We start from the raw sequence: 14,908 nt of genomic DNA on the forward strand, positions 1-14,908 counted from the left end.
GAAGCGGGTATTTTTCGATAAGTGATATAAGGAAATTTAATGTCAGACCGGCCGCTCGATCTCGGATGGATGCGCATCTTTACCGAGGTTGCCCGCCAGGGCAGCTTGACGGCGGCGGCGGGCTCCCTGCGGCTCACCCAGCCTGCCGTCAGCTATCAGATGCGCAGGCTCGAAGAGGAGCTTGGGGTGGCGCTCATCCGCCGCAAACATCGCGGCATCGATCTGACGGCAGAGGGACAAAGGCTGTTCGAGATCGTCTCCCGTAATGTCGATGCCATTGATCTCCTCGCGCAGCAGCTTCGGCGGACGGAGGAACGCCAGACCATCCGCCTGCATACGGACTATGCCTTTTCGTCATTGTGGCTCATTCCGCGGATGCACGGATTTCGAGCGCTCAACCCTGACATCAACATCCAGATCGTTGCCACGCAGGACCCGTTGGGTCAGGGCAAGCATGACAGCGACGTGATGATCATTTTCGGCACCCGGCAGGAGGCGGGTGACGGGGCCGTACTGCTGCTTTCGGAAAAAGTCACGCCGGTCTGTTCACCTGCGTTTCTGGCAGCAACGCCAGCGCCCGCAGGCGTTGCTGATTTTTCGCGGCGGAAACTCATCCACCTCGAAAATACCTCATCAGCGCACTGGTTCGACTGGCCTTCCTATTTCAAGCATTTCGGCGTTCAGAGAGGCCCCGAAAACGACGGCGGCGACATCAGCTTCAACAATTACACCATGGTGGTTCAGGCGACCATCGGAGAACAGGGCTTTGCGCTCGGCTGGGCCGGGCTCGTCGATCCACTGCTCGAGGCTGGCGTACTGGTCACGGCAGGCCCTAGCCTCGATGCACCGGGGCGCGGCTACTGGTTGATGCGGCCGAAAAGCAGCGACAGCGCGGTGAGAAAACTCACCGGCTGGCTGATTGACGAGCGGCGGTGAGGCCGCCGCAGCCGCCCCCGGCGTCCGGTTCAGATCGGATAATGCAGCGGCCCGTCCTGCAGCGTGACCCAGCGTAATTCGGTGAATTCCGCAATGCCCGCCGTGCCGCCGAAGCGGCCGTAACCGGAGGCCTTGACCCCGCCGAAGGGCATCTGCGCCTCATCGTGAACAGTCGGCCCGTTGATGTGGCATATGCCGCTTTCGATCCGCGCGGCAATGGCAAGCGCCCGCGCCTGGTCCCTGCCGAAAATCGCGGCGGAAAGACCAAACTCTGTTTCATTGGCGATGCTTACCGCCTCATCGACGCTGCCGGCCCTGATGATGGAAACGACCGGACCGAAACTCTCCTCGGAATAAAGCCGCATGGCGGGAGTGACGCCATCGATGGCGATGGCATCGAGCATGGTGCCGGTGCCGCCACCACCCGCGACCAGCTTTGCGCCTTTGGACACGGCGTCGTCCACCAGCGCCCTTATGCGTGACGTCGCTTCGGCGCTGACCAGTGAGCCGAGCGGTGTTTTTCCCTCGCGTGGGTCCCCGGCCGTGAGGTTGGACGCTTTTTTGGCGAAGGCCTGAACGAATGTATCGGCAACGCTGTCAAGCACGATGATGCGCTCTGTCGACATGCAGATCTGGCCCTGGTTCATGTAGGCGCCGAAAGCGGCAGCCGCGACCGCCGCATCGATATCGGCATCGTCAAGCACGATGAACGGCGCCTTGCCGCCCAGCTCCAGCAGAGCGGGTTTCAGGTAACGGCCGGCCGTTTCGGCAATCACACGGCCAACGCGGGTCGAGCCGGTGAAATTCACCCGTCTGACGGCGGGGTGCGCGATCAGCGTATCGACGATCTTTGCCGCATCTTCCGGCGCATTGGAGACGGCGTTGAGCACGCCCTTCGGCAGACCTGCCGATGAGACCGCCTCGATGATCAGCGCATGGGTACGCGGGCAAAGTTCCGAGGTTTTCATCACCACCGTATTGCCGCAGGCGAGCGGCGTGGCGATGGAACGTACGCCGAGAATGACGGGAGCATTCCAAGGGGCGATGGACAGCACAACGCCTGCCGGCTGGCGCAGCGCCATCGCCATGGTGCCGGGACGGTTGGAGGGAATGATCTCGCCCTTGATCTGGGTGGTCAGGCTTGCGGCCTCCACCAGCATATCGCTTGCGAGCTTTACATTGAAACCAGCCCAGGCATCGGTCGCGCCGATTTCTTCCTTCATCGCCTGGGTAATGTCAGGCCCGGCGGCGAGTAGCGCCTGAGCCGCCGCCAGCAGCAGGCGGCGGCGCTCGCCGGGCGATGTGGCCGACCAGACGGGAAAGGCGGCAGCGGCAGCATCGGCCGCACGGGTAGCGTCCTCCACCGTTGCCGCCGCCGCGCTGGTCGCAACGTCGCCGGTGATCGGATTGTGACGCTCGAAGCGCTTTCCGCTCGCGGCCGGGCAATGGTCGCCACCGATGAAAAGATTGACAGTCTGCATGGTCTTCCTCCTGAATTCAGACAATGGCGGCGGTGGTGCCGCCGAGAAACGCCCGTTGCACGGCGGCATCGGCGGAGAGGGCCTCAGCTGAACCTGCCCCGACGATACGCCCCGCTTCCAGCAAATAACCCCGGTCGGCCAGCGCCAGGCTTTCGCGCACATTCTGCTCCACGAGCAGAAGGGAAAGGCCGCTTTTCTTGATCTCGGCCAGGGCGGCAAAAAGTTCCTGCGTGACGATGGGCGCAAGACCCAGGCTCGGCTCGTCCAGCAAGAGATAATCCGGTGCCGACATCAGCGCCCGCCCGATGGCGACCATCTGCTGTTCGCCGCCGGACATGGTGCCAGCAAGCTGCTGCCGGCGTTCGGCGAGACGCGGAAACAGCGAGAAAATATGCTCCCGTGTCACTTTCTCTGCTGAACGGGCATGGCGGGGATTAGCGCCGAGGCGAAGATTATCCTCCACCGTCAGCGCCGGGAAAATTCCGCGTCCTTCTGGCACCAGCGCCACGCCGCGGTCCACGATCCCATGAGGAGGGACAGCGGCAAGCGACGCACCGTCGACGCGCACTTCGCCGGACGCCGGCACAACCATGCCGCCGACGGCTTTCAGCAGCGACGACTTGCCCGCACCATTGGCGCCGAGCAGCACCACGGTTTCGCCCTTGGCAACATTGAGCGATATGCCGTCAACCGCGAGATGTTTGCCATAGCGGATTGTCAGTGCATCTATTTCAAGCATGTGCCGCTCCCAGATAGGCGGAAATGACCTGCGGATCGTCAAGCACCGCTGCCGTCGGCCCGTCGGCGATCTTGCAGCCGGCGGCCATGACCACGGAGCGCGGGCAAAGCGCGCGCACGGCGGCCATGATCTGTTCCACCAGCAGGATCGTCGTTCCCTGCGATGCCAGCCGCCGGATCAGCGCTATTCCTTCCTGAAGTTCGGTGGGGTTGAGGCCGGCGAGCCATTCATCCAACAACAGAAGCTTCGGCTCGCCAGCCAGCGCACGCGCCAGTTCAAGGCGTTTCTGATCGATGTAGGTGAGGTCGCCGGCCGGCATGGTTTCCCGCCCGGCAAGGCCTATTCTTTCGAGGCAGGCGCGCGCGACCTTCTCCGCCGCTGGGCGGGACAACCGCTGCGGGCCGAACATGGCCGATACGGCAACGTTTTCGAGCAGGGAAAGCGACGGCAAAAGCCGCACGAGCTGGAAGGTGCGCGCCACGCCGGCGCGCGCAATCGCATCCGGCCGCCGGCCGGCAATCTCCTGCCCTTTCAGCCGGATCGACCCTTCGGTCGGCTTCAGCGCTCCGGAGATCAGATTCATTAGCGTCGTCTTGCCGGAGCCGTTCGGCCCGAGCAGCCCGACGACCTCGCCGGCCTCGATGGTGAGACCAAGGCCATCCACCGCCTTCAGCCCGCCGAAGGTCTTGCGGATATTGGTGATTTCGAGAACGGCGCTCATGCGGCTTTCTCCTTTTTGCGCAACTTCTCCAGCGCCGCCAGCACGCCATCCGGCAGCACGAAGACGATGAGGATGAAGAGAGCGCCGAGGATGATGGAAAAATGGTTGGGGAAGTTCGCGCCCAGCCATTCGAACAGCAGGAAAAGCGGCACTGCACCGAGAATGGGTCCCCAGCGGCGCGTGGCTCCGCCGAGCAGGGCCATGATGACGGTGAGGAACGATACCTGCGGATTAAACACGATGGCCGGCTCGATATAGACCCAGCGCGGGGCCTGAATGGCGCCGACCAGCGTGATGATCGTGGCGGACAGCACGAAGAGCGCCAGCTTGGTGCGGGCAAGATTAATTCCTGCGTGGGCGGCCACCACCTCATCATCGCCGATTGCCTTCAGCGCCAGGCCGAGCTTTCTGCGGTCGATGAGCGACGACAGGACAAGAGTAACGGCGGCCAGCACCAGCAATTGCCAGAGGACATGCTGCGGCTCCAGCGGCAGGAAGATATAGCGCCCGAGCGTTCCGGTCACATTCACTTCATACCAGGTGATGAGCTGTCGGATGAGTTCGGCAAGGCCGAAAGAAAAGATCACGAAATAAATGCCGGCAACGCGCAGCGTGGAAAGCCCGACGACGAAGGCAAGCGCCGCGCCGACAAGGGCGGAGCACAGGAGGACGAGCGGCCAGGGCAAGACCTCGCTCAGCACCGCGACCGTATAGGCCCCGACACCGAAAAAGGCGACGGTGGCGAGCGATATATAGCGGGTCGGACCGGAGAACATGGCCCAGGCGGAAGCAAGCGTGGCATAACCGAGAAGGCCGATGATGACGCCGACACCATAGGCATCGAAGAAGAAGGGGGAAAGCGCCAGCAGCGCGGCTGAGGCGAGGCCGATCAGAAGCGGAATCATTTGCCCCTCCTTGCGAAGATGCCTTCCGGACGCCAAAGCAGGACCATGAGAAAGAGCAGGTAGGTGGCGGCAAGTGTGAGGCCGGGATCGACATAAACCAGCACAAAGGTTTCCACGAGACCGAGCAGCAGCCCGGCGACCAGCGCGCCGAGCAGATTGCCGACACCGCCCATGATGACGACGACAAGCGCCTTCATGGTGAAGACCACGCCATAGGAAGCGGAGAAGGTCTGGTACATCGAGATCATCACCCCGCCCGCCACGGCGAGTGCGCCACCGAGAGCAAAGCCAAGGGAAGCCACACGGTTCACATCGATGCCGACCAGCGGCGCGGAACGGGGCGACAGCGCCACTGCCCGCAGGTTAAGACCCCAGCGGCTGTGGGTGAGCGCCAGATAAAGCCCGCTGCCGATCACAACCGACAGGCCGAAGGACAGCAGCCGGTTGAGCGCCACGGTCGTGCCGAAGATGTCGACGCCATCGGAGAGATAGGAATAGGAATGGTAGTTGCCGCCGAACGCCACGAGCATGATGCCCTGGATAACGAAGAGCAGTCCGAAGGTTGCCAGAATGGAATCGACTTCCAGACGGCCAGAGCCGCCCGAACGGCGCACCAGCGGCCGCATCATGACGCGGTAGATCGCGAAAGAAAGGCCGTAACCGAGCGGTACGATGATGAAAAGCGACCAGAGCGGCGAAAGCCCGTAACCGGAAAACAGAACGAAGGTGATGAAGGCAGCCGCGATCAGCACTTCGCCATAAGCGAGGTTCATGATGCGGGCGATGCCATATTGCAGCGAAAGTCCAAGCGCGATCAGCGCATAGGTCCCTCCCAGCATCAAGCCGAAGATGAGGGTGGATAAGAACAAGGAAATGTCTCCAGTCTGGAACATGGCCGAAGCCTTCCGGCCGGGTTCACGGCCCCGGCCGGAAAGGGCTTACCATTGCGGCTTCGGGACAACGGGCTTGGCCGCACCTGGACGTTCCGCAGGCGCAATCGCGACGAAACGCTCGCCCTGCCATTGCCCCGCCCACCACAGCTGACGAAGCTGGTTGTCTTCAAGTTTGACCGGGCCGATAACGGTGTCGAAGCTTCCCGTCGAAAGCTCGCCCGCCACCGCTGCCCTGTCGAGCCCGACACGCTGGATTGACTGGGCCAGCATTTCGAGGCTCGCATAGGTGATGGCGCTTGCCCAGCTGTCCGGCTTGGTGCCGATGAAGGCTTCGTGACGCTTGAAATAATCCTCGATCCTGTCGCTGCTTCCATCGACGCCGCCGATGCTGATGACACCTTCCTGCTTGCCATCGGAAACCTTCGGGAAAATCGGGAAAGCACCGCCGACACCGACGTAGAACACCTTCGGATTATATCGTGAGGTCTGCGCCTGCTTCGTTACCGCGAAACTGTCCGGCGGATAGGAAAAGGCGATGAAGCTGTCGGCACCGCTTGCCGCGGCCTCGTTCACAAGCGCGGCAAAATCCGAGGTGCCGACCGGATAGGTCTTGTCATAAGCAAGCGTAAAACCTGCTTCCTTCAGCGCGGGTCGCGCGGCCTTGATGAGATCGATGCCGAAACCGTCCGCGACAGATATCACTGCCACCTTGTCATTGATCTGGCCTGCTTCGCGGGCGGCTTTCAAAACATCGGCCAGTGCAACGGCGTAGTCGTGCCCGCCGCCCAGCATCCAGAAGCTCTTCTTCCAGCGCGCGGCGAAATCGGGCGCCTTGTCGGTGACGCCGGTGACCGCGAGCTGCGGATAACCGAAACGGTCATAAAGCGGCGCAACCGCCAGATTAAACCCCGTGCCCCAGGGCGGCAGGATGAAATCCACCTTGTCCTGGCTGGCCAGCCGCTCGGTGAACCGCACCGCGTCCTCGGCCGAGGAACGGTCGTCATATTCGACCACGTCAACTGGCAAGCGCTTGCCATCTGGCAAAGTGAGGCCGCCGGCATCGTTGACTTCCTTTACCCATAATTTGTAGTTCGGAATGGTCGTGATACCCGCGCCGGTGGCATTGGCGCCGCTTTTTGACACGGCATAGCCAATCTTTACGGAAGTGCGGTCCTGCGCAGTGGCATGACTGAAAGACACTGCAGACAGGGCAGCACCGGAGAGCAGGCAGAACAGTGTTCTGCGCTTCAAATTGTTCATGATGTTCCTCCCAAAGCGCTCGATCGGGCAGCCCTTCTCCTCAAGACTCCCCACGCGCTGATCGAAGTTTAGCAATGACAGTTGCATATAAAATGCACTAACGTAGTGCATTATTGCACTTTTGGAGGTTGAATGCCGCTGCACAGCCAGTTTGCCGCCAATCGCGTGGAGATCACGGCACGTACCTTCGCCTCCTCGCTGCGCGTATCGGAATTCCGGCTGGAAGCAGACAGCGCCCACCTGCTTTTGCTTTCTGTCGGGGAAGCGGAGATCACGCAGGGCGATAAGAGGCTGGATGTCCCTTCGCCGGGACTCATCTGGCTGCCCATAGGCCCGGCCGGCCGCGTGAGACTGAGCGCCGGAAGCCGCGGATCGCTGTTGACGACCACCGAAATCGGGCTGGCTCACGCGATGCCGACGGGCACGAGCGCAAACGCCGTACGCGCGATACTGCAGCGTATTCTGGTACAGACACCCGAAGAACAGGGCCAAAAGGAACTGGAGGCTTATCTCCAGACAATCGCGAGCGAAAATGTCCGCGCAGCGACCGGTTCCGACACGATCATCGCCAGCCTGCTCTGCGTCACCCTTGTCCGCATCTGCCAGCACGCCATCGCCGATGTTGCTGCCGCCGTCTCCACCCCGGGCGGCCTCACCGAACGTTTCGTCCTTCTGGTGAGCCAGCACAAGCACGATCAATGGGCCGTGGAAGATTATGCACACCATCTCGGCGTTACCCGCGAGCGACTGGGATTTGCGGTCCGCAAGGCCACGGGGCTTTCGCCACAGGCCTATATCCACCGGGAACTCATGTCAGATGCGCGCGACCTTCTTCTGAACTCTTCGCTGCAAGTTGCTGAAATCGCGTTTCGACTGGGGTTTCAGGACCCCGGTTATTTCAATCGCTTCTTCACCCGCAACGAGGGGACCTCTCCTGGCCGTTTCAGAAGAACGGCAAGGCAGAAGCAGAACATGCCGCCGCCATCCTATGCGGCCTGGCCGTGACGGGACAGGAGGCTGACAACTACGCGGCTTCCAGTTCCTTGATATTCGCAAGGTCCGTTTCCAGCCTCGCTGCAGCCGCCTTAATGTCAAAAGCGTTCTGCAAGTTCAGCCAATATTCCGGGGTGGTCTTGAAAAACTTTGCCAGACGCAAGGCGGTGTCCGCGGTGATACCAAGTTTCTCTCCCGCAATCCGTTCTATGCGGGTGCGCGGAACATTGAGGTGCCTTGCGAGCGCGTATGCCGACATCCCCAGCGGCTCAAGATAGAGTTCCCGCAGGATTTCGCCCGGATGGATCGGAGGCGATTTACTGATTGTCATGCTCGCTGGCCCTCCTTGGCCGATTTGTCATGAGCCTTTCCACGAGAATTCCAGACTAGTGATAGTCGGTTATTTCCACGTTCTCCGGCCCTGCTTGCGTCCAGACGAAGCAGATACGCCACTGCTTGTTGATCCGGATCGAATATTGTCCCTCACGGTCGCCGGAAAGCTTTTCCAAACGATTGCCGGGCGGTGAGCGAAGGTCTTCTACCGTGGTCGCCGCATCCAGGACCGTGAGCAGTTGCTGGGCGCGGCGTAGCATATCGGAGGGAAATCCCTTCTTCACAGATCCGTCGTCAATCGAAGCAGTCAGCTTGTTTTTAAAAGAACGGATCATTGCCTGCCTCTTGATGTTCGTATCATAAACAGATACGCGCAGAAGTCAACAGAACCGTATCTTAAAGAGATACGTTATTATTTCCCCTGGACGGTCCGATGCCGCCCGATCGGCAGCATCATCGGCTTGCCCGATGTCGGATCCGTGATGACACGGCTTTCAATACCAAAAACGTGGCGGACATTCTCTTCCGTCAAAACGCCTTCCGGCGTGCCGAAGACATGCAGCTTTCCGCCCCTCATGGCGACGAGATGATCGGCATAACGGGCTGCGAGATTGAGATCGTGCAACACCATGACGATGGTGGTCCCACGCGACTGGTTGAGGTCTGTGAGAAGGTCCAGCACCTCGACCTGATGGCTGATATCGAGGAAGGTGGTCGGCTCATCCAAGAGCAATATGTCGGTCTGCTGGGCAAGCGCCATGGCGATCCACACGCGTTGCCGCTGACCGCCCGACAATTCATCCACCGGCCGTTCGGCAAGCTCGACCGTGTCGGTGGCGACGAGTGCTGCGGCAACCGCTTCGTCATCCTCACGTGTCCAGCGTGCGAACAGGCCGTGATGCGGATGTCGCCCGCGGCTGACGAGATCCGCAACCACGATACCTTCAGGCGCTATCGGCGATTGCGGCAGGAGACCCATCCGCTGAGCCAGTTCCCGGGAAGGCAGGCGATGGATCGACTTGCCGTCAAGCAGGACCTGACCGGCGCGCGGTGTGATGAGCCGCGACATGCTGCGTAGCAGAGTGGACTTGCCGCAGGCATTCGCGCCGACGATAACCGTGATCTTCCCGCGCGGGACGGTGAGGTCCAGCTCTTCTATGATGAGGCTGTCGCCATAGCCGGCCGAGAGGCCGCTTACGGAAAGAGAGTGGCCGGTCATAACGAGCCTCCGCTGCGGTTGACCCGCACGATCAGATAAATCAGATAGGGCGCACCGAGCGCACCGGTGACGACGCCGACCGGGTAACGGCCGGGCAGCAGGAACTGGCCGCAATAGTCACCCGCCAGCACCAGCACCGCCCCGACCAGTGCGGCGGGAAGGAGCAGCGATCCATTGCTGCCGACGATACGCGCTGCAATTGGTCCGGACAGGAACGCAACGAAGGCGATCGGCCCCGAGACGGCCGTAGCAAAGGCGATCATGCCAACGGCTGCGACGATGACGATGATGCGTGTCGCCCCGACCCGAACGCCGAGTGCCGCGGCGGCATCATCACCAAGCCTGAGCGTCTCGAGATCCCGTGCACGGCTGAGAAGCAGGCCGCCGAAGAAAACCAGCGCGATGGCAAGCGGCAGTGTCTGGGCAAGTTTGGCGCCATTGACACTGCCGGTCAGCCAGCGCATCGCCTCCTGCAATGTCCAGGCTGGCGCGACGGAGAGAATATAGGCGATGATGCTTTCCAGCATGGCGGAAACACCGATGCCGACAAGGATCAGACGCGTTCCGGCCACGCCGTTGCGGAAGGAGAGGAGATAGACCAGTAGGGCGATGCCAAGGCCGGCGACGACGGCGACAACCGAGACCAGCGGTCCGTTCATCTGCAATACGACGATGGCAAAGACGGCGGCGGCGCTGGCGCCGGAGCTGATGCCGATAATGTCGGGGCTGGCAAGCGGGTTGCGTAACATGATCTGAAAGGCGACGCCGCCAAGCCCGAAGCTCAGCCCCGCCAGCACCGAGAGCAGCGCGCGTGGCAGGCGCAATTGTCCGACGGTAAAGCTGACGCCGGCGATGTCCTCGCCAAGGAGCACGCGGATCACCTGACCGGGCGGGGTGAATGATTGGCCGAGCGTCAGCGTAAGCCCAAAAGCCGCGACGAGAAGCGTCAGCAGGCAAAAGATGACGACACGGCGCCGGCCTTGCCGAAGATGGCGGTTGAAACCCAGCGTTTCGACGACTGACGGAAACATGCTCACAGCTCACGCACCCTCTGCCGTCTGACGATCCAGATGAAAAACGGCGCGCCGACCAGCGCCGTGACGATACCGACATCGAGTTCGGAGGGCCGCGCGACGATGCGGCCGACAATATCGGCGGCCAGCAGCAGGCAGGCGCCTCCAAGCGCTGAGAACGGAAGAAGCCAGCGATTGTCCACCCCGACCAGCGAGCGGCAGAGGTGAGGCACCACCAGACCGACAAAACCGATCGGGCCGCAAATGGCGGTGGCAGCGCCGCACAGAAGAATGGCGCCGAAGGATGCCATGGCTCTGGCGACGGCAACGTTTTCTCCAAGGCCGGCGGCCAGCTCGTCGCCAAGCGCCAGTGAATTCAACTTCCGCGCCGAAAGCAGGCTTATGACGAAACCGGCAGCCAGAAAGGGCAATACGGTCTCGATACGTTCGAAGGTCGCCCCGCCGACACCACCGATCTGCCAGGCGCGGACGCCGCCGGCGATATCGCTGCGCGGCAACACCACGGCGATGACGAGCGACGAGAAGGCGACGGAGGTGGCGGCACCCGCAAGTGCGAGTTTCAGCGGCGTGGCACCACCTCGCCCAAGCGAACCGACAACATAAACGAAGATCGCGGATGCGCCCGCCCCGGCAATTGCCGTGACGATGAAGGCCTGAGCCGAGGCGATGCCGAACCAGACGATACCGATGACAACGGCAAGCGACGCCCCCATGTTCACGCCGAGAATACCGGGATCAGCAAGCGGATTGCGTGTGACCCCCTGCATGATCGCGCCGGCCAGCCCCAGCGCGGCACCCGCTATAAGCGCAAGCACGGTGCGCGGCAGGCGCACAGCAACCGCCGCTTCTGCAACCGTTTCGACACGGCCACTCACCCCACCAAGAATATCCGCAAATGAGACCTCACGCGTGCCGATGGCAACCGACAACGCACATAGCAGCCCGAGAAGCGCCAGCACCGCGCCAAGCCACGCCATCCGCACGCGGTTCGAGCGCCCGGCCAAAAGCACGGCAGCCGCTTTGCCGGATCCGGACATTGTCACTGTGATTTCCCGGACTTGCCGGCGGCCCTTGCCAGAAGATCGGCATAGTCCTTCAACACCCATGAAATCGACAGGGGCGTTGGATTAGAAGCCGTGCCGAGCGGATCGCGCCCCAGCATAACGACAGCATCGTTTGAGACGGCAGGCATCCGGGCGAGAAGCGGATCAGCGCGCATGGCATTCAGCAGCGGCTCGCTACCATAGGTCACGATGATATCGACATCGTCGAAGGCATCGACGCGCTCGGCGCTGATACCGGCAGCGAATTGCCCAGGCCTCGTTGCCTCCACAACGCTTTTGGGGGACGCAAGGCCAAGATCTTTGAAGAACTTCACTCTGGTATCATTGGCCGTATAGAAATTGACAACGCTGAGATTGGTGGCGTCGAGATGGGTGACAAACATGGCCGACTTGCCCTTCAGTTGCGGGTGGCCGGCAACGACCTCGGCTATTTCACCCTCGATGCGCTTGATGAGCGCCTCCCCTTCTGCGGCCATTCCAAGACCGGCGCTATTCAGCCGGATCATGTCGCGCCAGTCCGTTGCCCATGGCGAGACAGGATAAGCGACCACCGGCGCGATCTGGCTGAGCGTGTCGTAGTCGGACTGGCTGAGGCCGGAATAGGCCGCGAGGATGACATCCGGTTGCGTTGCCGCCACAGCCTCGAAATCGATGCCGTCACCCTCATCGAACAGCACAGGCTTTGGCGCGTCGAGCTCGGCTAGCCGCTTTGCCACCCAGGGCAGCAGCCCGTCGCCGTCATCATCGCCGAAGTTGGCGGCGGCAAAGCCGACGGGCACGATGCCGAGCGCCAGCGGCACCTCATGGTTGGCCCAGGCGACAGTGGCGACCCGCTCGGGCTTCTTCGCAATCGTCGTCGTGCCGAAAGCATGTTTGATGGTGACGGGATAGGGTGCCGTCTCCTCCGCCACAGCTGTATTCTGTGCGATCACGGACAGAAAAAACACGAAGACCGGTAGAAGACCACAAAACAGGCGGGGCATGAGCGAGGCTTTCAAAGTTCAAAAGTGGACTTGAATTCTCAGCTTCAATTGCCCCCGTCAAGTCCGGTGAGGAAATGGTTCCGCAACAGCGGTGAAATTTCCGGGGTTTTGTACAAAACCGCAAAAATCTACAATACCGGACAAACTTTCTCAAGTTATTGGGCGCATTGAGAGTGGTCCGTGAAAACGGCGATCGGGGCATTAATTTCTGGAACCTACCAATGAATATCGAAATCCAAGGCAGAAACCGCAAAACCGCGCGACGTCTCCACGGGAAAGCGGCCCTGCTGACCTGCACGGCGCTTGCCGCATCCATGCCCGGCCTTCTCGTGGCGCAGGAGGCTGCCAACACGGGCGGCAGCACGGTTCTGGAGACCATCACCATCGACAGCGGCGACAATGATCAGAAATCGATCGTCGCCACCCGCACGACGAGCGGCAGCAAGATGGCGACCGATATTCTCGACACACCTGCCTCTGTATCTGTCATCACCGCCAAGGAAATGCAGCAGCGCGGCGTGCAGACGGTAGAAGAAGCACTGCAATACACCGCTGGCGTCACCACGGATTTTTACGGCTCCGACGACCGTTTCGACTATTTCAAGATTCGCGGTTTCGACGCTTACATGTACCGCGACGGCTTGACGCTCGGCCGCCCCTTCGGCGCGCTGCGCGAAGAAACCTATGCCTATGAGCGCGTCGAAGTGATAAAGGGCGGCAATTCTACCACCTTCGGCGTTTCGGACCCCGGCGGTTCGGTAAATTACTCCACAAAAGTGCCGAAACATGCGCGCTTCGGCGAAGCCTATGTGACCGGCGGTTCTTATGGCCGCGCCGAGACCGGCTTCGATTTCGGCGACAACATCACCGGGGACGACACTCTGTCCTATCGTCTGACCGGCAAGCTTCGCAACGCCGATGCGGAATATGACTATTCCCGCGACGACGAGAAATTCTTCATGGGCGGTCTTACCTGGCGTCCGACCGACGCCACCAGCCTGACTGTCGTTTACGACCACCTTAACAAGGATGGCGTTCCCGGTGGCGGCGGCCATCCCGTCGGCTCGCATTTCGACCGGAGCCGCTTCTTCGGAGAACCCGACTACAACTATCGTGGCACGAACCGCAACTCGCTGAGCGTGATGTTCGATCACGATTTCGGATCCGGCCTGACGCTGAGTTCCAACGCCCGCTACAGCAAGGCGAATACGGACTTCGGTTATGCCTATATATCGTCGACGCCGACCAACGGTTCGACCATCGCCAATCGTTCCTATTTCGGCAACGACACCGAGACCGAAAACTTCCTGATCGACACGCGCCTGCAATATGACACGCGGTTCGACAACGTCGAAAGCCGCAGCCTGGTCGGTGTTTTCTATAATGACTACACCTCCGGCAGCAAAAGCTACTTTGGCGCTGCACCGAGCATCAACTGGATGAACCCGATCTATACCGGCGCGCCCTCTTCCGTGCCGCTCTATGCGGACTCCCTGACGGACCAGAAGACAAGAGCGCTCTATCTGCAGCAGGACCTGACCTTCTTCGACAGGCTCACCATCAGCGCCGGCCTTAGAAACGATTGGATCGACACCGACCAGACAAACCGGCTGAACCGCACGACGGCGAGCGGCGACATCAGCGAACTCACGAAGCGCATTGGTGTGTCCTACAAGATAACCAACGAGATCGCGCCCTATATCAGCTATGCTGAATCGGTAGTGCCCGCGTCCGGTCTCACCGTCGAGCCGGAGCGCGGCGAACAGATCGAACTCGGCGTAAAGTACCGTCCGGACGCTTTCCCGGCTCTCTTCACCGCCTCGATCTACGATCTGAAAAAGAACAACATCACCGTCACAAGCCCGATCACCAGCCTGCCCACAACGATCGGCGAGGTGCGTGTGCGTGGTCTTGACCTCGAGGCCAAGGCTGAGGTCACAGACAGTCTCAGCCTGACGGCAGCCTATTCCTATCTCGATGCGGAAATCACCGAAAACGGCACTGGCGGCAATGTCGGCAACAGGCCGCAGTTTGTGCCCGAACATCAGGCCTCACTATGGGTCAACTATACGCTTGCGGGCAACGACCATTTCGGTGACATGACGTTCGGTCTCGGCGGCCGCTATACCGGCGCCTATTATTTCGACAACGCCAACAAGGTCGAAACCGGAAGCAGTGTGACCGTGGATGCGGCATTCAGCTACAAGATCCAGGAAACCGCCTCGCTGGATGTCAATGTCTCCAACCTTTTTAACGAAAAACACGTTTCTTATGGCGGGTTCGGAGCAGACTTCTACAATCCAGGCAGGGCGTTTTCGGTTACCCTGCGCAAGACATGGTGATGTAA

At 61.0% G+C, this 14,908-nt stretch carries 15 protein-coding genes; 3 read left to right on the plus strand and 12 right to left on the minus strand.

The genetic code is table 11. From position 1 onward, the window contains the following. Positions 1–39: 39 nt before the first annotated feature. On the plus strand, positions 40–936 hold the full coding sequence (locus WA845_RS17185) for a choline sulfate utilization transcriptional regulator (protein WP_004444701.1): 897 nt from the start codon (positions 40–42) through the stop codon (positions 934–936). 29 nt (positions 937–965) lie between these two features. Here the strand turns inward: WA845_RS17185 and WA845_RS17190 are convergent, their stop codons facing one another. From WA845_RS17190 to WA845_RS17215, 6 genes are all read right to left on the minus strand, one after another. After that, positions 966–2,417: an aldehyde dehydrogenase gene (locus WA845_RS17190; RefSeq protein WP_174150456.1), complete on the minus strand. Its 1,452-nt coding sequence runs from the start codon at positions 2,415–2,417 to the stop codon at positions 966–968. Between the two features lie 16 nt (positions 2,418–2,433). Next, complete coding sequence (locus WA845_RS17195; protein WP_174150457.1) at positions 2,434–3,156, minus strand: ABC transporter ATP-binding protein; 723 nt, start codon at positions 3,154–3,156, stop codon at positions 2,434–2,436. Next, positions 3,149–3,877, minus strand: a complete 729-nt coding sequence (locus WA845_RS17200) for an ABC transporter ATP-binding protein (protein ID WP_337322471.1) — start codon at positions 3,875–3,877, stop codon at positions 3,149–3,151. Before WA845_RS17200 ends, WA845_RS17195 begins: the two co-directional genes overlap by 8 nt. Continuing rightward, a complete protein-coding gene (locus WA845_RS17205) occupies positions 3,874–4,782 on the minus strand; it encodes a branched-chain amino acid ABC transporter permease (protein ID WP_112635934.1) in 909 nt (302 codons plus the stop codon). The genes WA845_RS17200 and WA845_RS17205 overlap by 4 nt, the downstream gene beginning before the upstream one ends. Next, positions 4,779–5,651 carry a branched-chain amino acid ABC transporter permease gene (locus tag WA845_RS17210; protein ID WP_108081412.1) on the minus strand — a complete coding sequence of 291 codons (873 nt, stop codon included), beginning with the start codon at positions 5,649–5,651 and terminating at the stop codon, positions 4,779–4,781. Before WA845_RS17210 ends, WA845_RS17205 begins: the two co-directional genes overlap by 4 nt. Before the next feature lie 69 nt (positions 5,652–5,720). Next, a complete protein-coding gene (locus tag WA845_RS17215; RefSeq protein WP_112635987.1) occupies positions 5,721–6,935 on the minus strand; it encodes an amino acid ABC transporter substrate-binding protein in 1,215 nt (404 codons plus the stop codon). A 132-nt stretch (positions 6,936–7,067) separates the two neighbouring features. Between WA845_RS17215 and WA845_RS17220 the strand changes: the two genes are divergently transcribed. After that, a complete protein-coding gene (locus tag WA845_RS17220; RefSeq protein WP_112552771.1) occupies positions 7,068–7,940 on the plus strand; it encodes a helix-turn-helix transcriptional regulator in 873 nt (290 codons plus the stop codon). 19 nt (positions 7,941–7,959) lie between these two features. Here the strand turns inward: WA845_RS17220 and WA845_RS17225 are convergent, their stop codons facing one another. From WA845_RS17225 to WA845_RS17250, 6 genes are all read right to left on the minus strand, one after another. Beyond that, a complete protein-coding gene (locus WA845_RS17225) occupies positions 7,960–8,259 on the minus strand; it encodes a HigA family addiction module antitoxin (RefSeq protein ID WP_004444714.1) in 300 nt (99 codons plus the stop codon). A gap of 55 nt (positions 8,260–8,314) precedes the next feature. After that, a complete protein-coding gene (locus tag WA845_RS17230) occupies positions 8,315–8,596 on the minus strand; it encodes a type II toxin-antitoxin system RelE/ParE family toxin (protein ID WP_045533913.1) in 282 nt (93 codons plus the stop codon). A gap of 77 nt (positions 8,597–8,673) precedes the next feature. After that, positions 8,674–9,480: an ABC transporter ATP-binding protein gene (locus WA845_RS17235; protein WP_172873836.1), complete on the minus strand. Its 807-nt coding sequence runs from the start codon at positions 9,478–9,480 to the stop codon at positions 8,674–8,676. After that, entirely contained in the window at positions 9,477–10,511 is a 1,035-nt protein-coding gene (locus WA845_RS17240) for a FecCD family ABC transporter permease (protein WP_337322472.1), read from the minus strand. Before WA845_RS17240 ends, WA845_RS17235 begins: the two co-directional genes overlap by 4 nt. A gap of 2 nt (positions 10,512–10,513) precedes the next feature. Next, entirely contained in the window at positions 10,514–11,551 is a 1,038-nt protein-coding gene (locus WA845_RS17245; RefSeq protein WP_438860900.1) for a FecCD family ABC transporter permease, read from the minus strand. A gap of 2 nt (positions 11,552–11,553) precedes the next feature. Beyond that, positions 11,554–12,561: an iron-siderophore ABC transporter substrate-binding protein gene (locus WA845_RS17250; protein ID WP_337322473.1), complete on the minus strand. Its 1,008-nt coding sequence runs from the start codon at positions 12,559–12,561 to the stop codon at positions 11,554–11,556. 221 nt (positions 12,562–12,782) lie between these two features. Between WA845_RS17250 and WA845_RS17255 the strand changes: the two genes are divergently transcribed. Continuing rightward, entirely contained in the window at positions 12,783–14,903 is a 2,121-nt protein-coding gene (locus tag WA845_RS17255; RefSeq protein ID WP_045533908.1) for a TonB-dependent siderophore receptor, read from the plus strand. Positions 14,904–14,908: the final 5 nt, after the last annotated feature.

The sequence above is a fragment of the Agrobacterium sp. CMT1 genome (assembly GCF_037203725.1).
GTDB classification, from domain to species: Bacteria; Pseudomonadota; Alphaproteobacteria; order Rhizobiales; family Rhizobiaceae; genus Agrobacterium; species Agrobacterium pusense.

What these genes read in the sequence shown, in the direction of transcription:
- WA845_RS17205 (WP_112635934.1), bottom strand. Translation starts at nt 4,782, where the DNA reads ATGATTCCGCTTCTGATCGGCCTCGCCTCAGCCGCGCTGCTGGCGCTT.
- WA845_RS17200 (WP_337322471.1), bottom strand. Translation starts at nt 3,877, where the DNA reads ATGAGCGCCGTTCTCGAAATCACCAATATCCGCAAGACCTTCGGCGGG.
- WA845_RS17190 (WP_174150456.1), bottom strand. Translation starts at nt 2,417, where the DNA reads ATGCAGACTGTCAATCTTTTCATCGGTGGCGACCATTGCCCGGCCGCG.
- WA845_RS17220 (WP_112552771.1), top strand. Translation starts at nt 7,068, where the DNA reads ATGCCGCTGCACAGCCAGTTTGCCGCCAATCGCGTGGAGATCACGGCA.
- WA845_RS17215 (WP_112635987.1), bottom strand. Translation starts at nt 6,935, where the DNA reads ATGAACAATTTGAAGCGCAGAACACTGTTCTGCCTGCTCTCCGGTGCT.
- WA845_RS17225 (WP_004444714.1), bottom strand. Translation starts at nt 8,259, where the DNA reads ATGACAATCAGTAAATCGCCTCCGATCCATCCGGGCGAAATCCTGCGG.
- WA845_RS17255 (WP_045533908.1), top strand. Translation starts at nt 12,783, where the DNA reads ATGAATATCGAAATCCAAGGCAGAAACCGCAAAACCGCGCGACGTCTC.
- WA845_RS17240 (WP_337322472.1), bottom strand. Translation starts at nt 10,511, where the DNA reads ATGTTTCCGTCAGTCGTCGAAACGCTGGGTTTCAACCGCCATCTTCGG.
- WA845_RS17235 (WP_172873836.1), bottom strand. Translation starts at nt 9,480, where the DNA reads ATGACCGGCCACTCTCTTTCCGTAAGCGGCCTCTCGGCCGGCTATGGC.
- WA845_RS17245 (WP_438860900.1), bottom strand. Translation starts at nt 11,551, where the DNA reads ATGTCCGGATCCGGCAAAGCGGCTGCCGTGCTTTTGGCCGGGCGCTCG.
- WA845_RS17195 (WP_174150457.1), bottom strand. Translation starts at nt 3,156, where the DNA reads ATGCTTGAAATAGATGCACTGACAATCCGCTATGGCAAACATCTCGCG.
- WA845_RS17185 (WP_004444701.1), top strand. Translation starts at nt 40, where the DNA reads ATGTCAGACCGGCCGCTCGATCTCGGATGGATGCGCATCTTTACCGAG.
- WA845_RS17250 (WP_337322473.1), bottom strand. Translation starts at nt 12,561, where the DNA reads ATGCCCCGCCTGTTTTGTGGTCTTCTACCGGTCTTCGTGTTTTTTCTG.
- WA845_RS17230 (WP_045533913.1), bottom strand. Translation starts at nt 8,596, where the DNA reads ATGATCCGTTCTTTTAAAAACAAGCTGACTGCTTCGATTGACGACGGA.